A 23,069-nucleotide genomic window follows, 5' to 3' on the forward strand; every position below is an offset into this window, starting at 1 on the left:
TTAACATTTCTTGATAAACGAGTATTGTTAAACCAAAAAACCGGACAGAGAGGCTAGTTCAAGAAAAGTAAACTTTTCCAGAAACTAACGCTACGCCATCCGGTTTGGAATAAAAATATTATTCTCCGTCTTTCGCTTTGCGAGGACGTTTAGCTTCTGAAGCATCACTATTATCAACTTTTGCTTTAGCAGCAGCAGCATCTTTTTCAGCTTCTTCTTCTTTGTCGCGTTTGCGCTCGTCCAAACCTTCTTGGATTGCTTGACCAATGATACCGGCGATTAAACTAATAGATTTACTAGCGTCATCATTTGCTGGGATTGGGAAATCAATGTTTGAAGGATCAGAGTTTGTATCTACCATTGCAAAAGTAGGGATGTTCAATTTCATTGCTTCAGAAACAGCGATGTGTTCTTTTTTCACATCGATGATGAATAAAGCAGCTGGTAAACGGTTCAAATCAGCGATACCTCCTAAAAGGTTTTCTAATTTGATACGCTCACGTTGAATCATCAACTTCTCTTTTTTAGACAATACATCATATGTACCATCTTTTTGCATTTTGTCAATGTTAGACATTTTTTTGATAGACTTACGAACTGTAGCGAAGTTTGTAAGCATACCACCTAACCAACGCTCAGTTACAAAAGGCATATTAACCTCTTTTGCTTGTTGTGCGATGATCTCTTTTGCTTGTTTTTTCGTAGCGACGAATAAAACTTTGCGACCTGATTTTACGATTTGTTTGATAGCTGAAGCAGCTTCTTCTAATTTCGTAAGAGTTTTGTTCAAGTCAATGATGTGGATACCGTTGCGTTCCATGAAAATGTACTTAGCCATTTTCGGATCCCATTTACGTGTAAGGTGACCAAAGTGCACACCTGCATCCAATAAATCTTGATAAGTAGTTCTTGCCATTTTTTGATCCTCCTTTGATTAACGTTTACTGAATTGGAATCTTCTACGAGCTTTACGACGTCCTGGTTTCTTACGTTCAACCATGCGGTCATCACGTGTTACTAAACCTTTAGCGCGTAATGCAGGTTTAACTTCTGGGTTAAGCTCAACCAAAGCTTTTGCGATCGCTAAGCGAACAGCTTCTGCTTGACCTTTAACACCACCTCCGTTAACGTTTACTTTTACATCAAAGTTTGCTAATTCACCAGCTACGTTCAATGACTGTGTAGCGATGTATTGCAAAGGTAATGTTGGGAAATACTCTTTGTAGTCTTTACCGTTTATGATAATGTTTCCGCTACCAGCAGTTAAGTAAATGCGGGCAACAGCAGTTTTTCTTCTTCCTGAAGTGTTAGTTGTTGACATGACGATTCTCCTTAAAATTTAACTGGTTTTGGATTTTGTGCTTCATGCTTGTGCTCAGTACCAGCATAAACGTAAAGGTTTTTAAACAATTGACGACCTAAACGGTTTTTAGGAAGCATACCACGAACAGCTTTTTCAATAATGCGTTCAGGAAATTTAGCCATTAACTCTTTAGGAGAAACGAAACGTTGACCACCTGGGTATCCAGTGTAGCGTACGTAAACTTTGTCGCCTAATTTGTTTCCTGTCAATTTAATTTTGTCTGCATTGATAACAATCACGTTATCTCCACAGTCTACGTGTGGGGTGAATGTAGGCTTATGCTTACCACGAATTACTTTCGCGATGTTGCTCGCCAAACGCCCCAAAATCTCTCCTTCAGCGTCAACAACGATCCACTCTTTGTTAACGGTGTTCTTGTTGGCAGAGACAGTTTTGTAACTTAACGTATTCACTTGCTTTTGTTTAAATAATTTATTAAAAAATTTTTCTTCCCCTTATCTCAAGGGTCTGCAAAGGTACATCTATTATTCTATATTTTAAAATCTATTTTGCTTATTTTGTTGAAAACGAGTTGAATTTCAAGCGAGCCCCACTAATCTCAATATTTTTACAACTTCCTCGAATGAATATTGTTACATTAGTTAGTATATTGCAGGAAGAATTTTTAAATTATTATAGCGGAAGTAGATGAGATTGAATTTTTTAGATAAACGATTTTTTTTAAGTTTTATTGGTTTACTCCTAGTAGCACTGGGCTCATTAAAGGCGCAATCTTCGGATAATAAGCCTAAACCTTACGATGCACGACTCAAAAACGTACAGGAAATATTGAAGCAAGGAAAAATTGGCCCCGGGATGGATTCTTTGGATGCTATAATCGCAGATTACCCACAAGCCGATGACATCTATTTTACAAAGGCAATTCTTCTTGCGCAGATGAGAAATCAAGATGGAGCGATCGAAGCTATAAAAGAAGCGCTGAATATTCAGTCGAAGCCGGAATATCTAAGTTTTGCTGTAGATGCATTTAAAAGTAAAAACGACGCGGATAGTGCTTTAATCTATCTCGATAAGTTGATAGATCGAGATGACAATAATACTGCCTCACTAAAACGGGAGCGTATCATGCTCCTTTTCAATGGTGGGTACAAGGATGTGGCTTTGGAGTATTTCTATAAAACCAAAGAGATCGCTGTCGCTTCTGATACATTGGACATGGTTGGCAGTGTGTTGTTAAATGATGCCGGTAATTATAAAGCTGTCATTGATCTTTTGAAGCCCTGGGCAGACAAAGGGACTTCGCTGGCTCAAGTGTATGGACAATTAGCGCAAGCCTATAATCTTTCCAAAAACTCGAAGCTTGCATTGGACTACATTAATAAAGGAATTCAGACGACAAAAGAGGATTTTCTTTATTTCGATTTGGCTGATCTCTATCGATTTGATAAAAAGCTGAAATTATCTTTTGATGCACTTAAGCAAGGATTTCAATCTAAGAAAGTTGATTTTGCAGATAAGAATCGGATTATAATGACCTTGTTGAATCCGAAAGGTCCCTATACAAAAGACCAACTTTTGGAATTGGTGAATATCTTGGTTGAAGTTCATCCACGTATTGCCGAAAGCCATATGGCAAAGGGACAAGTGTTATGGTTGAGAGACGATAAGTCCGCTGCTCAAAGTTCACTAGCGGTAGCCGTGAGTATGAACCCCTACCAGATCGATGCTTGGCGGATGCTGATGAGTTTGGATATGGACAAAGGTGAATTTGATCAAGCCATTGCACATGGTGGGGAAGCGTTACACTATGTGGCCAATAATGCGACCATACTCTATTTTACGAGTATGGCCTATTTGATGAAAAAAGACATGGAAAATAGCCGAAAGTTTATGGAGGCTGCACTTAATAATGCACAGGATGAATCGCCTTTTCTACAAGCAAATATTTATGGGGGATTAGGTGATATTTATAATTCACTTCAGATGTATAAAGCCTCTGACGCGGCTTACATCGAAGCTATTCGATTGGATAGTACAAATGTGACGGCGATGAACAATTTAGCATACTATTTGTCGTTAAGAAAAGAACGACTTGATGAAGCTACAAAGTATGCCGCAATGGCGACGAAATTGCAGCCCAATAATGGAACTTTTGAAGATACCTATGCTTGGGTACTTTTTGCAAATGGAAAATATGATGACGCACTAGTATGGATTCAAAAAGCGTTAAAAAATACAAATCCGCAAACGGCGGTATTACTGGAACACTATGGCGACATTTTGATTAAGTTAGGGAAAACAACGGATGCCGTTAAGCAGTGGAACCTCGCTTTAGAAAAGGGAGCTGATACGGAGGAGGGTAAGCTGAAATTGAAAAAGAAGATTGAGACTAAAAGCTATGTGGAATAAAATTGTTTGGGTTAGTGCTGTTGTGTTGCTGCTTTCTTCTTGTAGTTCTAAGAAGAAACTACTAAAAGGTGCTGACCTTAAAGCTGAAAACGAGTTGACCATAAAAGATAATACAAGGGAGGCGAAAAAGAATAGCTTACGTGATCTTTTTTTGACCAATTTGAATTATTCTACTTTTTCTGGAAAAGCGAAGATGCGTCTCGATCTTGGGAAGGACAATTATGATGTCACTTCTACTATTCGAATAGAGAAAGATAAAAGGATCTGGATTTCCATTTCTGCTACACTGGGTATAGAGGTTGCCCGGGTATTGATCACTCCAGACAGTGTACAAATCTTAAATAAGTTTCAGAGCGAATATATGGTTAAGCCATTTGACTACCTATATCGTTTTGCCAGTCCGGATTTAACTTTCGGAAATCTACAGGATTTGTTGCTAGCCAATCTTTCGGTGAATCTATTGTCCGATATTGATCAGGTTAATTTTAAACAGGACTCGATGTCTGTCCAGTTGGATGGCAAACTGAATGAACTAGATTTTTTATATAAGTTAAATAATAACAATAGGCCTTATCAGTTTAGATTAGCGCAACTTTCAAAAAAACAATTGCTGGAGGCCAATTACGGTGAATATGCCATGGCCTCTGGACAAGAATTTCCGATGCTTTTAAAAATGATCATTTCTGATGGTCGTCAAGAGATAAAAACAGAGATAAATTTTAACAAAGTGACTTTTAATGAACCAGTCGAAATGCCTTTTTCAGTATCGTCACGTTACAAAGTAATCCGATGAGAAGCTGTCTATTTCCTTTAGATTTATTACTTTCGCAATTAGTTTGCTAAAGTATGGGGTGAATTAATAGGATAGAAAGATGGCAAACACAAAAAAATAGTACTGTAAATGAACTTTAAAAAGACAATACTTGGTATAGCTGCTTTCCTATTCATGATTGGGATTTCATCGGCGCAGACTAGGGCTGAACTTGAAAAACAGCGTGAGAAACTCAATCGTGAAATTGCTGAATTACAGAATACGGTCAAAGAGATTGCAAAGGAAAAATCACTTACTCAACAACAAGTGACAGCATTGAGTAAGCAGATTAATTTGCGCGAGCAGAAGATAAATACCATTACTTCGGAAGTAGCTGTAATTAACAAACATATCAATGCCAATACCGCTGCCGTAAATAAGTTAAAGGCCGAATTGGAGAAGATGAAACGTGACTATGAGAAGATGGTGATGTTTGCGTTCAGAAACCGGAATGCCTATAATAAATTGATGTTTATTTTTGCATCCAAGGATTTTAATCAGGGGTTCCGACGGGTTAAGTACTTACAACAGTTTAACGATTCTAGAAAGCTGAAAGCTGCCGATATCGAAAATACAAAGAAACAGATTGAACAAAAAATTGCTCAATTGCAGGCGGACCGAAACAAACAGGTTGCCTTGATGAAAGAGCAGGAAAATGAGAAAAAAACCATATCTCAACAGCGATCTGTTTATTCTGGACAATTGAGTGAATTGATTGTTACAGAGCGCGGCGTGAAGAAAGATATTACCCAAAAGCAAAAAGAGGAGCGTCGTATTAATGCGGCCATCAAGGAGATCATTAGAAGAGAAATTGAGGCTGAACGTCGACGAGCTGAGGCGGCGCGTCGTGCTGCGGAAGCTGCTGCTGAACGGAATCGCAAAGCGAATGAGTCCACATCAACTACAAAGGGTAAGAACAATACAAAAACGAGTACTTCGAAGATGTCAGAATCTGAGGTGCTCCGTAGTACACCAGAAGCAGTTAAACTTTCAAATGACTTCAGATCTAACCGCGGTAGTTTACCTTGGCCTGTTTCCAATGCGAAGATCATGCAAGATTTTGGAGGGGAAAGTGTCGGAAGAAATGTCAATGTGGAACATATATCCGTGAAAATACAAACTTCTAGTGGTGCGGCTGTGAAAGCTGTTTTCGCAGGAGAGGTAAGTAGTGTTTTAACAATGTATGGTCAACGTATCATAATGATTAAACATGGTGAGTACTATACTGTCTACAATAATATGGGAAGTGTAAGTGTTTCTAAAGGGCAAAAAGTAAGCACGGGTCAAACTATAGGAACGGCGGATGTGGACTCCGATACAGGTGTGCCAATGGTTGACTTCTCTGTTTATCAAGGGTCAACACCACTGAATCCGATGTCATGGTTGGCGAGATAAGAAATAATTACTATATTTAATAATTATCATTACATTTGTAAATAGAGAGAGAAGTTTTAGTTTAAAAGAATTGAAAAACAAGAAATTATAGTTATGTCAACATCATTATTAATCATGGGAATCGGGGGGCAAGAGTTAATTGTCATTGTAGTAATATTGTTACTATTATTTGGTGGCAAGAAGATTCCTGAATTGATGCGCGGATTGGGTAAAGGAGTAAAGGAATTTAAAGAAGGCCAAAAAGATGAGTCTTCACCTGAAAAAAAATCTGAAGTAGAAGATAACAAATAAGGGAGGTTTTGATCCCATATAGCATGGATACGATTTTGTGAAGAACAAAATCGTATTTTGTTTTATACGCGACCTATAGCGAAATAGGACGAAAACCATTTTATACTAAAATCCATTTCTAATCGTTTAGATTATTGTTGATTTTTCAGCAGATGAATCAAACTCGGATTTAACAGTAAATTTATGATCGGAAAACAGACGTTAATTTCAATACTAGGAGGGGTATGCTATGTACTACCACTCATGGCCCAAGAAAGCGCTGTAGAAGGTATGAAAGAAGCTGCCCATACCTTCTTTCAAAAAAGCATCGAAAAAGAAAAACAAGAGATTTACCAGTACCTGGACAGTATAAAATCTTCCGGAAGTAACCGACAGCATGATGCTGAAATTACAGATGAAGATATACAGCTTGTACGGAAATTAAAGGCAATAGAACGTGAGGTTCCATTGGACTACTCACCACGAGTGAAAGATCTGATTGCCAAATACACGTCGGATAATTATAATCCCTATATGTGTAGGATGATGGGACTAGGACAATACTATTTCCCATTGTTTGATAAAATCATGGATGAAGTAGGAGTGCCGCGGGAACTCAAATATCTAAGTGTAGTCGAATCATCATTAAATCCACGTGATATCTCTAGTGCCGGAGCAACAGGATTATGGCAATTGATGTATTATGAAGCCAAAACTTATCATCTTACGGTGGACAGTTATACCGACCAACGTATGGATCCGATCGCTTCGAGCTATGCTATTGCAAAAATCCTAAAAGAAGCTTATGATGAATATGGCGATTGGTTGTTAGCGATAGCATCCTATAATGGCGGTAAAGGAGCGGTTAGCCGTGCGATCCAACGTTCGGGAAAGGAGAATGCTACTTTTTGGGATATCGCTCCATATCTAACGCAACAGACCCAAAACTATATCCCTAAGTTCATCGCAATGACCTATGCGATGAAATACGCAGACGAAAATGATATCAATGCTGCGGATACCGAACTTTCACTGAGAACTCAAGCATTGGATATCAATAAGCGTATTTCATTGAACCAAATAGCGGATGCTTTACAGGTGTCAAAAGAGACATTACGTGCATTGAATCCTAGTTTTAAAAGAAACGTGTTAAATGGCACTGAAGAGTCCCCATTGCGATTAGTTTTACCTGTATTGGATAAAAAGATTGCCGCAGAGGAATTGTATGCAGCGCTCAATACGCCAATATCTTCGGCAAATCCTAGTCAGACAGAAAATCCAAGCGAGCCTTTACAGAATGGGAAATATAAAGTGAAAGTTGGTGAGACATTCGCTTCCATTGCTGACAAGTTTGAAGTAACCGTACAGGATATAAAATCTTGGAATAACCTGCGTGGAAATCAGATTGTCCCTGGACAAAACTTACTGATAAAAAAGGAGGATGATTTCGTCAATGCGAAATTAGCTCGTAACACAGAAAGGTCTTCAAAGAAAAACCAACAACGTGCCGCTAGCGCCACGCGTACAGCTTACTATGTCGTTAAGAAAGGTGATACATTATCTGAGATCGCAGATAAAAATGGCACATCAGTCGGTCGACTTAAAAGTGAAAATGATTTAAATGGAAGCCGGATAAAACCGGGGATGAAATTGAAAGTCTCAAAAAAATAACAGCATGGTTTAAATTAACCATGCTGCATCTTCTTCTTTGTCAAATTCTTCAAGAGTAACGGTAACATGTTCTCTTAATATCGTTGAAAGCTTCGTACCATAGTAGTCACTAAATATAGGGAACTTATGGTGGCTTCTATCAATTAATACAGCCGTTCTCATTTTCTTCAATGGAACGTTTAAGAATACACCTAGTCCATAGGCTAAGGCTCTACCACTATTCAGTACATCATCGACTAAGATGATGGTCTTATCTTTTGCAATATCAACAGGTATGTCTGTGCTTGCACTCAACGATCTACTCGTTTTCTTCATAGTAACTTTAATCAGCAGGATTTCCTTCGTTGAAATCTCCTGTAAAATCGCCTGAAGGCGTTGTGCAAATACATAACCCCGGTCAGCAATTCCTACCAATACAAGTGTTTCATCTTCAAAATTGTCTTCCAAAATTTGATAGGCAATCCGAATAGATTTTTGTTTTATTTGTTCTTTATTTAAGATGAGCGTTTTCTTTGAAGACATAATAGTATTCCAATGATTATGGGGTAAAAATAGGATATTATATTGTATAAAAAAAGTCCAAAACGAGTTAAACGCTTTGGACTTTTCGAGACTGAATCAATCTTATTAATTCAATTTATTATCTTTTTCCGCTTTTAATATTTCTGCTGTAAGCGATCTATTATCTTCTGGTAAACGACCACCATTGTAATAATAACGTCGCCAGTATGGCTCATCTAAATTGCTAATCATAACTCCTTTACTGGACGAGGCATGTGCAAACTTATTATCGCCGATATAAACACCTACATGGGTAATACTTTTACTTCTAATTTTGAAGAATACCAAATCACCTGCTTTTAGCTCATTTTTTTCGACAGTTTTGACTTGAGAATATTGATTTCTGCTATTATATCCTAACGAAGTGTTAAATACTTTGTCGTATAATTCATAAGAAAATTTAGAACAATCAATGCCTCTTTTTGAATCTCCTCCTAAGCGGTATGGAGTTCCCAACCATTCGTAAACAAATTGATAAAGTTTGGTATTTGTTGTTGCTGAGACTGCAACTCCCATGATTTGTGAAAAGTATTCTTTCGCTAGATTATCAGGATCTGATTCTGGTTTGGAGTTTCTGTTGGTTTGTGCCTGCGACACTAGACATAAGCCGATAAATAGCATTGACGCTATAAATTTCTTTGTTTTCATTAAATCGCTTTTTTGTACAACATTTAACTTTTAAAAATTTAACACTGTCATCTATTTTGGACAGCACTGTTGCGAATATAATACAATATCAGTTTAGGGTCAAATTTATTTTAAGGTATTTAACGAAATTTTAACAATTTTAACATCTTCATAACGCCCATTTGGGCATATTGTACTTTAATAATTCTGTCAACGATCAACTACAGTGCCTCGACTACCTGTTCGAGTAAAAAACGCTCCCCTAATGTCAGAATGCCACTTGATTATATGTCTCATTGTGAATCTTAAAAAAAATATTAATTTTCTTTGGTAAAGTGATAATATTTGTTCTATATTTACAAAACATAAGCAAAAGCAATGAACACAAATACAATTATTACATCGATTATTATTACCACCGGGATAAAACTCAGGAGGAAGTAGTTTCGTTGTATATAATTGTAGACACAATATTTAGAAGCGCTTTCCTCGACAAAGGAAAGCGCTTCTTTTTTTAGCATAAAAATCATCAATCTAAACAAACAGTATAAAACAGTATGAAAGTTTTAAAATTTGGAGGCACATCGGTCGGGACGGTAGAAAGTCTAAAGGCGGTCTTAAGCATTGTAAAAAAATCTTACGATGCAAAGGAAAAACCATTGGTTGTGTTGTCAGCTATGTCAGGTGTAACAAACTTACTTACCCAACTGGCGGAGGACGCTGCCGAAGGAAAGTCCTTTTCGGATGGTCTAAAGTCCTTGGAAGATAAGCATTTTACGGTTGTCAAAGAGCTCTTGGCTGTGAAATATCAAAATCCTGTATTTACAAAGCTAAAGTTGTTTTTTAATGAGATAGAAGATCTCCTGCAAGGAATTTCTGCACTAAAGGAGCTGAGTAATCAAAGTAAAGATTTGATCCTTAGCTACGGTGAGCGTTGCTCAAATTATATGGTATCTAAGGTGATGGAACAATATATTCCCGAGTCTCTATTTATAGATGCATCCCATTATGTGAAAACTGATTCAAATTTTGGTAATGCATATTTAAATGAAATGCTAACGGAGCAATTGGTGAAATCATTGTATATCACGCATGGTGATAAACTACTGTTTGTCACCGGTTTTATCGGAAGTAATGAAAATGGACGTATTACCACCTTGGGAAGAGGTGGATCAGATTATACCGCAGCGATCTTCGGGTCGATACTGGACGCAACAGCCATTGAAATTTGGACAGATGTGAATGGGATGTTAACTGCCGATCCACGTATTGTGAAGAAAGCGTTTTCCTTGCCTGTATTATCATACACAGAGGCAATGGAGTTATCTTACTTCGGTGCTAAGGTGATTTATCCTCCAACGATGATTCCGGCTTTCTTAAAGAAAATACCGATAGTTATTCGAAATACTTTTGAGCCTGATTTTTCAGGGACAGTGATTCAGTTTGATAGTGGAAAAACTGCGCTGCCAATCAAGGGGATTTCTTCGATCTCGGATATTTCTGTCATCAACCTGAGTGGATCAGGGATGATCGGTAAATCGGGTTTTAGCGGGCGGCTTTTTACGCTATTGGCTCGAGAGCAGATCAATGTTGTGCTAATCACGCAATCATCTTCCGAACACAGCATCACATTTGCTGTCAATCCATCGGATGCCAAACGCGCTATACAATTGATCGAAGTGGAGTTTGAGCTTGAAATCCAGGCAAATAAACTGGTCGTTCCTGCGATCGAAGAAAACCTGTCGGTCTTAGCTATCGTTGGTGAAAATATGAAAAAAACTCCCGGCATGGCCGGTCGGTTATTTGCAGCATTAGGACGCAACGGTATCAACGTCCGTGCTATTGCACAGGGATCATCCGAATACAATATATCTGTAATTATTGGTAAAGAAGATTTAGCGAAGGCACTTAATGCCGTACATGATGCGTTTTTTGCAGAGCTAAAGAAAACGCTGCATGTATTTAATATCGGTACCGGTAACATTGGTGCAACTTTATTTAAACAATTGGAAAATCAACATGACTTCCTATTGGATAAAAATGATATCGAAATTAAAGTTGTTGGAATTTCCAATAGCCGTAAAATGCTTTTCAATACCGAAGGTGTTGATTTAAATAATTGGTCGGATGAACTTGCTAAAAATGGAACTGAATCAGACCTGGCATTGTTTATAGATCGAATGAAAGCGCTGAATTTGCCGAACTGTGTATTTATCGATAATACTGCAAGCAAATTACCTGCAACCTACTACGAAGATATCTTTAAATCCAATATTTCAATCGTCACCTGCAATAAAATTGCGAATTCAGGTAAATTCGAGCAATATAAAACATTACGCGATACTGCTCATCGACACGGTGTAGATTTCTTTTATGAAACAAATGTAGGTGCAGGATTGCCTATCGTCAGGGTGCTCAAAGACTTGATGCTGAGCGGTGACCGTATTCTGAAGATAGAGGCTATTCTTTCAGGGACAATCTCGTATATTTTCAACAATTTTAAAGCAGATGCTTCTTTTTATGATATCGTCAAACAGGCTCAGGAGCTGGGATACACCGAGCCAGATCCAAGGGATGATTTAGGTGGTGTAGATTTTATGCGTAAAATGCTCATCCTGGCGAGAGATGCGGGGTATGCTGTTGAGGCCGAAGATGTAGACCTCGGTGCAATATTACCTCCAGCATGTTTGAAAGCAGATACAGTAGATTCTTTTTATACAGAATTGCAACAGGAAAATGAATATTTCGAAGCAATGAAGAAGAAAGCAGCCAATGAAAATAAAGTAATCCGCTACATCGGGAAATTGGAAAATGGAAAGGTATCCATTGCGATTCAGTTTGTTGATGAAAACCATCCTTTTTATGCTTTATCAGGCAGCGATAACATTATATCGTTTACAACAGAGCGTTATAAAGAACGTCCCCTTGTCGTAAAAGGTCCTGGTGCGGGAGCTGAGGTGACAGCTGCCGGTGTATTTGCAGATTTGGTAAATGTCGGAGCATAAAAACTATTCAAGGAAAATAAAAATTACGTGATGGCCAATAATTTAAATGTGGAGTATCTGAAAGATAAGGTGATAAATTTAGACAGCATGCTGTCGGAAGTTCGTGTTTTTGCACCTGCAACTGTCGCAAATATGATCTGCGGTTTTGATATATTGGGTTTTGCTGTTGAGCAACCCGGTGATGAGGTGGTGATGCGACGTACGCAACAACCTGGAGTAACGATTCGGGAAATAACTGGAGACGATGGAAGACTGCCGCTCGATCCCGGTAAGAACACCGTATCTGCCTGTGTGCAATATCTATTACAAGCCCTGAATATCTCATCAAAGGTAGGTGTCGAAATCGAATTGCATAAACATATGCCAATTGGATCTGGACTAGGTTCCAGCGCAGCAAGCACCGTAGCTGGGCTTTTTGCCATCAATACCATGCTCGGAAACCCTTTGACAAAAGAAGAATTATTACCATTTTGTGTTGAAGGTGAGCGTTTGGCTTGCGGTACAGGCCACGCCGATAATGTTGCTCCAGCGCTTTATGGAGGCATCACATTAATCCGGGGAAATGAACCTTTGGATGTTATTTCTATCCCTTCCCCAAAAGAACTCGTAGCAGCAGTGGTTTTTCCACAGGTCGATGTTCCCACACGTGACGCAAGACAACTCATAAAGGATAAAGTGCTGTTGAAAGACGCCGTGACACAATGGGGAAATATCGCGGGATTGGTCGCTGCATTGTTCAAAGAAGATTACGATCTCATTGCACGAAGCATGAAAGATATCCTCATTGAACCAACACGTGCAATTTTAATTCCCCAGTTTTATGAAATGAAGGAGATTGCTTTGAAAAATGGTGCCTTGAGTTTTGGTATTTCTGGCTCAGGCCCCTCTGTCGTTGCAATAACACGGGACGAAAAAATAGCAAAGGATATCGCCGACAAAATTCAAACTCATCTCAAAGAAAATGAAATTGACAGTTTTGGCTATGTTTCCCGTGTCAATGTCGAAGGACCCAGGGTTTTAGATTAAAAATTATTTACGGACAGAAACGAGGTTTATAAATCTCAGGTCAATTGATAATTGGCTCAGAAAAGATAATAAAATGAAATATCCGCATTCTAAAGTGAATACGAATCAAAATAACAGGATATTTTATATGGCCTTGACAAAATTATTTACATATGAAATTTTATAGTACAAATAATAAAACATTAGAAGTCTCCTTTAAAGATGCGGTCTTCAATTCTCTCCCTGCAGACAAAGGATTGTATATGCCTGAAGAGATTCCACAATTGGACCCGCTATTCATTAAGAATATTCAACAGTATTCCTTGCAGGAGATTGCTTTCGAAGTAGCTTCTACACTATTGGGAAAAGATATTCCCAAAGGCGATTTAAAACAGATTGTGAACGATGCCATCAATTTTGATGCTCCTGTAAGATTCTTGACCGACAGCACGGCTGTGCTCGAACTATTTCATGGGCCGTCTTATGCTTTTAAAGATTTCGGAGCTCGGTTTATGAGCAGAGTTATGGGCTATTTTTCAAAGACTGACGATAAATTACTGGACGTGCTTGTTGCGACGTCAGGCGATACAGGAGGAGCTGTTGCATTGGGCTTTTTGGGCGTAGAAGGAACACGTGTGACGATCTTATATCCTAAAGGTAAAGTCTCGGAAGTTCAGGAACTACAATTGACCACCAATGGACAAAATATTCGTGCTATTGAAGTTGAAGGAACTTTTGATGATTGTCAGGCATTAGTAAAGCAAGCTTTTAGTGATGCAGAACTCAATGCTGTATTGCGTTTGACCTCCGCTAATTCAATCAATATAGCACGGCTGATCCCACAGACATTTTATTATTTTTATGCGTATGCACAATTGAAGTCACAAGGAATCAATGAGACCGTGTTTACGGTGCCGAGTGGTAATTTTGGTAATATCGGGGCTGGTTTATTGGCCTATAAAATGGGACTTCCAGTGAAGCATTTTGTAGCTGCAACAAACGTCAATGATACCGTTCCTCGATTCCTTTCTTCCGGCAAATATGAACCATTGCCTTCTGTTCAAACCTTAAGCAATGCCATGGATGTTGGGAATCCCAGCAACTGGGTGCGTATACAGGATCTTTTTGGCGGAAATGTGGAGGAATTAAAAAATATGCTCTCTTCTTATACATTTACAGATGAAGAAACAAAAGAAGGAATGCAAAAATTATATGAAGAATCGAACTATATCGCCTGTCCGCATACAGCAATCGCCTGGCTTGGCGCTCGTGCTTATGCAAAGGAGCATCCAGGTCATTACGCTTCGGTTTTCTTATCGACAGCACATCCCTGCAAATTCCCTGACGCAATAGCAGCAGATGTATTTGGAAAAATAGTGTTGCCTGCCGGTGCAGAAAGATTGCAAGGAAAAGAAAAATTAGCGGAACCTTTAAAAGTTGATTTTGAAGCCTTCAAAAAATATTTAATCAACCATAACTAAACACCGAGGGCTCCTTTAGGAGCCCTTTTTTATACCAAGATAGGCATCGATATAGTTCTTTAATTCAAGTTTTTTATCCTTATCTAAGATTAAGTCATAGATGGGGATAGGTTGCTCTCGCCCAAATCTTATGAAATCTCCATTTTCTTCCGTCAATGAACTTAACCATGCACTGACATCAATGGTATTTTTTATCGGGTGCATATCAAATAATCGGAGATTGGCACCTGAAACAAACGCTACAATTTTCCAATCTTTTATGACTTTGTCATCAAGCACAGTTTTTTTATCCAGGTATTTTATAAGATTTACGGACGCCCCTTTGGTGCAGCTCAAAATGAGATGTGTGCCATACTTTTTTACAATAAGTTCTGAACTGTTGTTCTGAACAAAATTAATGAAGTCTTGATTTTGAAATTTCGGATCTTTTACTGCAAAGAAAAGCATGCTGTATTGAAATCCTTCAGAATAATAGTTGGTTAGTTGCATTTTCTGGTCCGAGGGAATGCGTGCCAATGCATCTGTTTCCGTTGTAACGAGTTGCTCCCCGTAATGATCAAATTGTATTCTCAGACTTCTCAATAGTCCCTCCTTATTAATATCTTCGCTAAATGCACCACCACTTGAAAAGCCCGTTGTTCTAGAAATATAGGAAGATTCCTTTAATTTTTCGGTATCAATGATTTTTGCACGTAGCCCCTTATTGACAAAAAGTAGGTTTTCTTTTGCATCATATCCATAGCCGACCATAAAATATGGCTCAGCTTTAATTGCTTGGCTGACTTTCATTTCTGTTTTTTCAAATCTAGACAACTCGACAAGCTCAAGATCTTCCTCATTTTTAATTGTGAGTTCAGAATCTGATTTTTTACACGAAAAAAGCGAACAAATAAATGTTGTGGTTAATAATAAGTGTTTTAAATTCATTTTGTAAATATACAAGAATAATTGTTTCATTTATTTTTTGACAAATAAAGAAGCAGGGTTTTACAATTAATACGTTAATTTTGCAACAATGAAATCAGTTTATTTGAATAAGGGTAAGGATAAAGCTGCCTGGCAATTGCATCCTTGGGTATTTTCTGGAGCAATTAAATCATTGTCCGATAAGATTGAAGATGGCGAAGTTGTTGGCGTTTACAATGCTGAACGTGAATTTATTGCCTATGGTCTATTTCACAATAGCTCGCGTGTAGCCATTCGTTTATTGGAATGGAACCCTCAAGCACAGATTGATGCAGATTGGTGGCGTGCACGCGTTCAGAAGGCTGTAGCAGCAAGACAGCATCTGTTGCAAGAAGGTGTCACCAATACGGTTCGTTTAATCTTTGCTGAAGCAGATTTTCTTCCTGGACTTATTGCAGACAAATACGCGGATTTTATATCCATTCAGGTTCATTCAGTTGGGGTGGAAAAAGTCAAATCAGTTATTATCGATGAATTGAATGCTTTGCTGCAACCCAAAGGAATTTATGAGCGTAGTGATCTGAAATCTCGCGAACATGAAGGTTTACCTGATACCAATGGGCTTTTGTTTGGAGAACTTCCATCTGAATTTGTCGACGTTATCGAAAATGGCATTCATTATAAGGTGAACATTATTGATGGACAAAAATCGGGATTTTATTGCGACCAACGTGAAAATCGCCAGCTGACGGCCAATTACGTTTCAAATAAACGCGTCCTAGATTGTTTTTGCTATTCCGGTGGTTTTACGTTAAATAGCTTGAAAAGTGGGGCGGCAGAAGTCATATCTGTAGATAGTTCTGCACTTGCTATTGAAACCCTGGAAAAGAATATCATTGAAAATGGTTTTGAACCTAGTCGACATAGCGCAATATTGTCTGATGTAAACAAGCAATTGCGTAAATTCATTGATGAAGGGGAAAAATTTGATCTTATTGTCTTGGATCCGCCGAAATATGCACCCTCTCGATCTGCATTGGAAAGAGCGTCAAGGGCGTATAAAGACCTCAATCGCCGCGGATTGATGTTGTTAAATAGTGGTGGTTTATTAGCGACATTTTCTTGCTCAGGTGCGATGGACATGGATACGTTCAAACAAGTGCTCGCTTGGGCTGCACTGGATGCCGGTAAGGAAATTCAGTTTATCAGACAATTTCATCAGCCTGAAGATCATCCTGTCCGGGCATCGTTCCCAGAAGGCGAGTATCTGAAAGGATTGTTGGTGCGCGTATTGTAATTATTATATGAAGATAGTTTAGGTTGATTTTAACAAATCAACCTTTTTAATTTTTGAACAACGTCATGATACAAGAGAAGACGAGTAGACCTATTTTTTCTATTTTGTTTGCCGTGAGCATGGTGCATCTTTTGAACGATATGATTCAGGGAGTGATACCGGCAACCTATCCCTTGCTCAAAGAAGAGCATCATCTAAGCTTTTCTCAGGTTGGGATGATTACAATGGTTTATCAGATAGCAGCTTCAATATTCCAGCCCGTTGTAGGCTCATTTACGGACAAACATCCTGTACCATACTCTCAGATCATTGGGATGTCTTTTTCCCTTCTCGGTATGCTTTTGTTTTCGAAAGCACATAGTTATGAATGGATCTTATTTTCTGTTTTTCTGGTCGGGATTGGTTCTTCAATCTTTCACCCTGAATCTTCTCGTGTAGCTTATATGGCATCGGGAGGGAGAAGAAGTATGGCACAATCTATTTTTCAGATTGGAGGAAATGCAGGGACCGCAATGGCCCCAATCATTGTCGCTTTTTTGGTATTACCGAGAGGGCAGCAGGCGATCGCCTGGATGTGCTTATTTACGATTCTTGGCCAATTTATATCTTATTATATTGGTAGTTGGTATAAAAAGAGACTTCAAAGCTTTGCCAAATCAACGAAGAAAACAATACGCGTGCCTGATCTACCCAATAGCCGAATCGTCGTGACCGTTGTTATACTCCTCTTACTGATTGTTTCAAAATACTTCTATATAGCAAGTATTACAAACTATTTCCAGTTTTATACCATCAAGAAATTTGGGATTAATGAAGTGGAAGCACAAGTCTATCTATTTTATTTTCTGATAGCTGTTGCGGTGGGAACATTACTGGGCGGAGTATTCGGGGACCGATTTGGTCGCAAATATGTCATTTGGTTCTCCGTCTTGGGCGTTGCACCATTTGCATTAGCATTACCCTATGTCGGACTTACGATGACGGGAATACTAATCGTGATTATTGGATTGATTTTATCATCAGCTTTTCCAGCAATTATTGTTTATGCACAAGAACTATTGCCTAAGAAGTTGGGCATGGTTTCAGGTTTATTTTACGGCTTTGCATTTGGAATGGGAGGGATTGGATCCGCTGTACTTGGCTGGCAGGCAGATCATACGTCCATCGAGTTTATTTATCACCTATGTTCCTACCTGCCATTGATGGGTATTGTGGCTTATTTTCTTCCCAATCTACAAAAAACACCTTACAAAGAAATCTAGATTTGGCATATAGGCGCATGTTAAACAAGAAAGAGCGGATTTCAATAAAATATCCGCTCTTTTTTGTTATTATTTGATGCAGTCCATCCAGGCTGAGGCCATCATCTGTGCGCCGGCAAGGGTAGGGTGTACACCATCTGCTGCCCAGTAGGCACCAGGAGCATTCTTTTGGGCATTGTCGAATATTTTTTGATAGGGAATTAGAATTGCGCCAAATTCTTTGGCGACCTCACGAGCGGATTCTTGGTAGGCCAAAAATTTTGGATACCACGCTTCAGTAATGTGACCTACGCCCTTTACTGCAAAAGGTTCTCCAATGATCAATTTGACGTTTGGAAGCTTTTGTAATGTCTCCTGTAGTAACTGTTGGTATTGGGATTTATACTCCTCAACCGTTGTCTGTGCTCCGCGGTCGATTGTTCGCCAGAAATCGTTCACACCGATCAAAATACTCAATACAGTGGGTTTAATTGCCAGTGTATCCTCCTGCCAGCGCTTTTGAAGATCGGGCACACGATTTCCACTAATACCTGTATTATATACCTTTAGTTTTTTTGCCGAATATTTATTTAAGAGCTGGCTGGCAGCCAATAGAGCATAACCATGTCCAAGTGCTGCGGTATCATTGGCATTTCTATTGTTTCTATCTCGGCCCACATCCGTAATGGAATCGCCCTGAAATAAAATGATGTCGTCGTTATTTAAACTGATTTTTGAGGAACTGGCGGTGGATTCGTGAGCGAATACATCGTTTCCCAGTATATTGGCACCAGTCAATAGACCGGAACCAATAATGCTTTTTTTGATAAATGATCTGCGGTTTGTGTTCATTATTAGGTTTTTGTTATGTTTAAAGTTACATACTTTAAGCATACTTTTCCAAACCTTTTATAATGATGTTACACGCTTTTTCAATTTCCAAATCTGTAATAGTCAATGGAGGAGCGACACGCAGTGCTGTTTCACAATGCAGATACCAATCGATCATAACCCCGTTTTCAGCACAATACTTACTCACGTTGTAAACCTGATCAAAGGAATCCAATTGCAGACACATCATAAGACCTAATCCTCGAATTTCTTTAATTGCAGGGTGTCGGAGTTTTTCTTTAAATAAAAGCGATTTTCGCTCGACCTGTTCTACCAATTTTTCTTCCTTGATAACAGCCAGTGAAGCCCGTGCTGCGGCACAACTTACGGGGTGGCCCCCAAAAGTCGTGATATGCCCAAGCATGGGATTATCCTTAATAACATCCATCACTTCTTTGGCTGCAACAAATGCGCCTAGGGGCATGCCACCACCGATTCCTTTGGCAAGCATCAGGATATCTGGGACGATAGCAAAATGCTCAAAAGCAAAGAGACGGCCTGTGCGGCCAAAACCAGTTTGGATTTCATCAAAGATCAGTAGGGTACCTGTTTCATTACAGCGTTTTCTGACGGCTTGCATGTAAGCGATATCCGGGACTCGGACACCCGCTTCCCCCTGAATAGCTTCGAGGATGACAGCAGCAGTTTGTTCCGTAATCTTTGTTAGATCGTCCAGATCATTAAACTCGATAAAATCTATTTCGGGAAGGAGGGGGGCATACGCTTTACGGTACGCATCGTTTCCGATAAGACTGAGCGCGCCTTGTGTACTGCCGTGGTACGCCTTTTTTGCAGCGATAATCTGCCTGCGACCGGTATATTTCTTTGCTATTTTCATTGATCCCTCTACGGCTTCCGTTCCACTGTTGGTGAGGTAAACCGATTGAAAATTAGGAGGAAGTTCTGCTAATAATTCTGTAGCAAATTGCACCTGTGGGGCCTGCACAAATTCACCATAAACGGTGACATGTAGGTACTGGTCCAATTGTGATTTTATAGCTTCCAAAACCTTCGGGTGACGATGGCCTATATTGCTGACATTGAAGCCAGAGACCAAATCCATGTATTCTTCTCCATTTGGGCCATAAAGGTAGACACCTTCAGCCTTAACTACTTCAACCAATCTAGGTGAGCTAGATGTTTGAGCGGTATTCATTAAAAATAATTCTCTGTTGCTTAACATGATCTTACAAATGTCCGAAAATAAAAAAGAAGTCTTCAAGACTTCTTTTTTATTTTCGAGATTATTTTCTTCTATTCTGCAGGGATTTGTATAGATGTTCCCTGAATTCCTGTTCTACTTCAAAAAATTGCGATGCTCGCGCATTGCCAATAACTTTGGCAAATTTGGCCCGATATTCTTTTTTGATCTCCACTTCTTTAGCATCATACTGTAAGACGTCTCTGGAGCCACCTCTAAAACTATTTTTTGGAGCACCATTCAATTTTTCTTTCCTGATATCCCAAAGCGTTTGGCTGTACTCATTATAGAGCGGGAAGAATTGCTGAGCCTCTCTCGGAGTTAAATCCAGTTCTTTAGTAATGTAAGCTATTTTTTCATTTTCTATAGCTTGAAATCGATTTTTGTCTTGCGCAAAGCCCAAGGCAATAGAAAATATACTAAAGAACAATGTTATCCATATGTATTTTTTATTGAACATCATTATAAGGTATAATTTAGATAATCTTCTATTTCTTGTTTAGATATATTACTTCCAAATCCCTTAGTAGGGAGATTTGCTTCGTCAGTATACTGGGCCATATAGATCATATCGTCACCAGAAGCCGACTCCGCAAGGTAATTAATGATTTCCTGCTTAGGAATTTCTGACAAATGCTGGCTTAACTGCTCTTCTGCAACAGCTTCTACAGGAGTCGTATTTTGCTGTTGATATTGATAACCCCAATATCCGCCTATACTCAACATAGCCGCAAAGGATGCCGCAACCGCATAACGAGCGTACCATTTTTTAGGTTTCCCAATCTGACGGATCGGTGTATTATCCTTTTCAAGCATTTGAACACGATCAATGATGCTGTCCGAAAGAATCTCAAAATAATGTTGTGGTACATCAAAACCTGCAGTCACAATCGTTTCTTTTAGTTTTACTTCAGCAATACGAGCAAAAATTGTCGATTCAACTATTTCTTCGTAGCCAACAGGAGCTGTAAAACCATCTGTCGGAACTGTTTCCTTCAATTTCTCCGCCGCTAAACGGGCGAAGATGGAGTCTTCAAGGGTTTGATTATAAGCGGAAGGCATGGTAAAGCCATCCGATGCAATCGTTTCTTTTAATTTGCCTTCTAAAATTCGGTTGAAGATAGTTGAAGATAGTTCAGAAGCATAATTTTCAGGAATTTCAAAGCCGTCTGTAGTAACCTGATTTTTTAAACTATCTTCCGCAACCTTACACATTATGGCGTCAGATAAGCTATTAAAATATCCTTCTGGAACCTCAAAGATGGATTCTTCCTTGCATTCAACCAATTTGACTTGCGTAATTATTTTTGATTCTAAATCACTGAAATAATTTTCAGGTAAGCCAAATGGATTTTCACGCAACGATGCTGGAAGATTTGTAGGCTCCAGCCCATCATGATATGTGCCATTTTCCTTCATAGTATCTGTTAGAACCTAATTTCGCTAAAAGGTTTAATCGTTGTTGTTAAAAAATGCCTCTATTTTTTTGACAGCTAAATGATAAGAGGCTTTAAGCGCTCCGACACTTGTTCCGAGTACTTCTGAAATTTCTTCGTATTTCATATCTTCAAAATATTTCATATTGAAGACCAATTTTTGCTTTTCTGGCAAAGTCAACAAAGCCTGTTGTAATTTCATTTGAGCTTTATCACCGTTAAAATAATTGCCATCAGCAAGCGTTTCTGCCAAATAAGCAGTCGTGTCGTCATCCAACGACACGTTCTGCTTTTGCTTTTTCTTATTTAAGAAGGTAATACATTCATTTGTTGCGATACGATAAAGCCAAGTGTATAATTGTGAGTCTTCACGGAAATTCCCAAGGTTTTTCCATACTTTGACAAAGATATCTTGAACAACATCGTCCGCATCGTCATGATCGATGACCATTCTTCGCACATGCCAATAAATCTTCTGTTGATATTTCTTCAACAATAAACGGAAAGCTTCTTCTCGCGTACTCTCTTCGGCGAATTTTGCTATAATTAAAGCGTCATCCATATATTGACTTGCGTAGTTTTGTTATTTTCTTTTGATTACTTTTTGAACCGCAGCCACAATAGCCGCAGCATTCAAACCGTATTTTTCCATCAATTGAGCAGGAGTACCTGATTCTCCAAAACTATCATTTACGGCAACGTACTCTTGTGGAGTAGGTAACTCTCTTGTTAACACTTGAGCAACGCTATCACCCAAACCGCCAAGACGATTATGCTCTTCTGCCGTTACGACACATTTGGTTTTCGCAACAGATTTTAAAATAGCTTCTTCATCCAAAGGTTTGATGGTATGGATATTGATAATCTCAGCGTTGATACCCAACTCAGCTAATTTCTCGCCAGCTTGGATAGCTTCCCATACTAAATGACCTGTAGCAATGATCGTAACATCCGTTCCTTCATTTAATAATACCGCCTTACCAATCACAAATTCTTGATCAGCAGGAGTGAAGTTAGGAACTACGGGACGGCCAAAACGCAAATAAACTGGTCCCTCATATTTTGCTGCTGCAATCGTAGCGGCTTTTGTTTGATTGAAATCACAAGGATTGATCACTGTCATTCCTGGCAACATTTTCATCAAGCCGATATCTTCTAAGATTTGGTGAGTTGCACCATCTTCACCTAAGGTTAGGCCAGCATGCGACGCTGCAATTTTTACATTTTTGTCCGAGTATGCAATCGATTGGCGAATCTGATCATAAACACGTCCTGTTGAGAAATTTGCGAATGTACCAGTGAATGGTATTTTACCACCGATCGTAAGTCCGGCAGCAATTCCCATCATATTAGCTTCCGCGATACCGATTTGGAAAAAACGTTCTGGAAATTCTTTGATAAAATCGTTCATTTTTAACGAACCAATTAAATCAGCACATAATGCAACTACATTCTCATCTTGCTTTCCTGCTTCTAGTAATCCCGCACCAAATCCTGAACGTGTATCTTTTGACTCTGTATAAGTATATTTTTTCATT

General features: G+C 38.9%; 22 protein-coding genes. 10 read left to right on the plus strand and 12 right to left on the minus strand.

Annotated elements, in window-relative coordinates:
* Positions 1-118 precede the first annotated feature (118 nt).
* Genes rpsB through rplM form a run of 3 tightly spaced genes read right to left on the minus strand, consistent with a single transcriptional unit; the run spans position 119 to position 1,776 of the window.
* Positions 119-916, minus strand: a complete 798-nt coding sequence (rpsB, locus tag B3P16_RS10695; protein ID WP_070563093.1) for a 30S ribosomal protein S2 — start codon at positions 914-916, stop codon at positions 119-121.
* 18 nt (positions 917-934) lie between these two features.
* Positions 935-1,321, minus strand: coding sequence for a 30S ribosomal protein S9 (gene rpsI, locus B3P16_RS10700; protein ID WP_070563091.1), 387 nt, complete (start codon positions 1,319-1,321; stop codon positions 935-937).
* Between the two features lie 11 nt (positions 1,322-1,332).
* Positions 1,333-1,776: a 50S ribosomal protein L13 gene (rplM, locus tag B3P16_RS10705; RefSeq protein WP_046671993.1), complete on the minus strand. Its 444-nt coding sequence runs from the start codon at positions 1,774-1,776 to the stop codon at positions 1,333-1,335.
* A 235-nt stretch (positions 1,777-2,011) separates the two neighbouring features.
* Here rplM and B3P16_RS10710 point away from each other — a divergent pair, with 235 nt between their 5' ends.
* The 5 genes from B3P16_RS10710 to B3P16_RS10730 all read left to right on the plus strand — a co-directional run bounded on the left by B3P16_RS10710 (position 2,012) and on the right by B3P16_RS10730 (position 7,880).
* Positions 2,012-3,733 (plus strand): tetratricopeptide repeat protein, encoded by a 1,722-nt coding sequence (locus tag B3P16_RS10710; protein WP_286753107.1) that lies wholly within the window; start codon positions 2,012-2,014, stop codon positions 3,731-3,733.
* Positions 3,723-4,526 (plus strand): DUF4292 domain-containing protein, encoded by an 804-nt coding sequence (locus tag B3P16_RS10715; protein ID WP_070563085.1) that lies wholly within the window; start codon positions 3,723-3,725, stop codon positions 4,524-4,526. Before B3P16_RS10710 ends, B3P16_RS10715 begins: the two co-directional genes overlap by 11 nt.
* A gap of 108 nt (positions 4,527-4,634) precedes the next feature.
* Complete coding sequence (locus B3P16_RS10720; protein WP_286770024.1) at positions 4,635-5,939, plus strand: murein hydrolase activator EnvC family protein; 1,305 nt, start codon at positions 4,635-4,637, stop codon at positions 5,937-5,939.
* 93 nt (positions 5,940-6,032) lie between these two features.
* Positions 6,033-6,230 carry a twin-arginine translocase TatA/TatE family subunit gene (gene tatA, locus B3P16_RS10725; protein WP_046671996.1) on the plus strand — a complete coding sequence of 66 codons (198 nt, stop codon included), beginning with the start codon at positions 6,033-6,035 and terminating at the stop codon, positions 6,228-6,230.
* A 183-nt stretch (positions 6,231-6,413) separates the two neighbouring features.
* Positions 6,414-7,880, plus strand: a complete 1,467-nt coding sequence (locus tag B3P16_RS10730) for a LysM peptidoglycan-binding domain-containing protein (RefSeq protein WP_286753109.1) — start codon at positions 6,414-6,416, stop codon at positions 7,878-7,880.
* Positions 7,881-7,889: 9 nt separating this feature from the next.
* On the opposite strand, the gene B3P16_RS10735 is transcribed toward B3P16_RS10730, so the two are convergent.
* Both B3P16_RS10735 and B3P16_RS10740 read right to left on the minus strand, forming a co-directional pair.
* Positions 7,890-8,402: a phosphoribosyltransferase family protein gene (locus tag B3P16_RS10735; protein ID WP_070563077.1), complete on the minus strand. Its 513-nt coding sequence runs from the start codon at positions 8,400-8,402 to the stop codon at positions 7,890-7,892.
* A gap of 105 nt (positions 8,403-8,507) precedes the next feature.
* Positions 8,508-9,089: a C40 family peptidase gene (locus tag B3P16_RS10740; RefSeq protein WP_046671999.1), complete on the minus strand. Its 582-nt coding sequence runs from the start codon at positions 9,087-9,089 to the stop codon at positions 8,508-8,510.
* Between the two features lie 536 nt (positions 9,090-9,625).
* Here B3P16_RS10740 and thrA point away from each other — a divergent pair.
* From thrA to thrC, 3 genes are all read left to right on the plus strand, one after another.
* Complete coding sequence (gene thrA, locus B3P16_RS10745) at positions 9,626-12,073, plus strand: bifunctional aspartate kinase/homoserine dehydrogenase I (protein WP_286842914.1); 2,448 nt, start codon at positions 9,626-9,628, stop codon at positions 12,071-12,073.
* Between the two features lie 87 nt (positions 12,074-12,160).
* A complete protein-coding gene (locus B3P16_RS10750) occupies positions 12,161-13,099 on the plus strand; it encodes a homoserine kinase (protein ID WP_046672011.1) in 939 nt (312 codons plus the stop codon).
* 152 nt (positions 13,100-13,251) lie between these two features.
* Positions 13,252-14,559 (plus strand): threonine synthase, encoded by a 1,308-nt coding sequence (thrC, locus tag B3P16_RS10755; protein WP_286842916.1) that lies wholly within the window; start codon positions 13,252-13,254, stop codon positions 14,557-14,559.
* 15 nt (positions 14,560-14,574) lie between these two features.
* Here the strand turns inward: thrC and B3P16_RS10760 are convergent, their stop codons facing one another.
* Positions 14,575-15,348: a hypothetical protein gene (locus B3P16_RS10760; protein WP_286770021.1), complete on the minus strand. Its 774-nt coding sequence runs from the start codon at positions 15,346-15,348 to the stop codon at positions 14,575-14,577.
* Positions 15,349-15,574: 226 nt separating this feature from the next.
* Between B3P16_RS10760 and B3P16_RS10765 the strand changes: the two genes are divergently transcribed.
* Both B3P16_RS10765 and B3P16_RS10770 read left to right on the plus strand, forming a co-directional pair.
* Complete coding sequence (locus B3P16_RS10765; protein WP_286770020.1) at positions 15,575-16,762, plus strand: class I SAM-dependent rRNA methyltransferase; 1,188 nt, start codon at positions 15,575-15,577, stop codon at positions 16,760-16,762.
* A 65-nt stretch (positions 16,763-16,827) separates the two neighbouring features.
* On the plus strand, positions 16,828-18,024 hold the full coding sequence (locus tag B3P16_RS10770) for an MFS transporter (protein ID WP_286753110.1): 1,197 nt from the start codon (positions 16,828-16,830) through the stop codon (positions 18,022-18,024).
* A 69-nt stretch (positions 18,025-18,093) separates the two neighbouring features.
* Here the strand turns inward: B3P16_RS10770 and B3P16_RS10775 are convergent, their stop codons facing one another.
* From B3P16_RS10775 to B3P16_RS10800, 6 genes are all read right to left on the minus strand, one after another.
* Positions 18,094-18,855: an SGNH/GDSL hydrolase family protein gene (locus tag B3P16_RS10775; RefSeq protein WP_115046669.1), complete on the minus strand. Its 762-nt coding sequence runs from the start codon at positions 18,853-18,855 to the stop codon at positions 18,094-18,096.
* Positions 18,856-18,889: 34 nt separating this feature from the next.
* The gene (locus B3P16_RS10780; RefSeq protein WP_112375506.1) at positions 18,890-20,077 is read right to left on the minus strand and encodes an aspartate aminotransferase family protein; all 1,188 of its coding nucleotides are present in this window, start codon (positions 20,075-20,077) and stop codon (positions 18,890-18,892) included.
* Positions 20,078-20,138: 61 nt separating this feature from the next.
* A complete protein-coding gene (locus tag B3P16_RS10785) occupies positions 20,139-20,558 on the minus strand; it encodes a hypothetical protein (protein WP_231585177.1) in 420 nt (139 codons plus the stop codon).
* Complete coding sequence (locus B3P16_RS10790) at positions 20,558-21,514, minus strand: hypothetical protein (RefSeq protein ID WP_286842920.1); 957 nt, start codon at positions 21,512-21,514, stop codon at positions 20,558-20,560. The genes B3P16_RS10785 and B3P16_RS10790 overlap by 1 nt, the downstream gene beginning before the upstream one ends.
* A gap of 33 nt (positions 21,515-21,547) precedes the next feature.
* Positions 21,548-22,093, minus strand: coding sequence for an RNA polymerase sigma factor (locus tag B3P16_RS10795; protein WP_046671841.1), 546 nt, complete (start codon positions 22,091-22,093; stop codon positions 21,548-21,550).
* A gap of 21 nt (positions 22,094-22,114) precedes the next feature.
* Complete coding sequence (locus tag B3P16_RS10800; RefSeq protein ID WP_046671842.1) at positions 22,115-23,068, minus strand: transketolase family protein; 954 nt, start codon at positions 23,066-23,068, stop codon at positions 22,115-22,117.
* Position 23,069: the final 1 nt, after the last annotated feature.

The organism is Sphingobacterium sp. UBA7631, from assembly GCF_002483935.1.
Classification (GTDB): domain Bacteria; phylum Bacteroidota; class Bacteroidia; order Sphingobacteriales; family Sphingobacteriaceae; genus Sphingobacterium; species Sphingobacterium multivorum.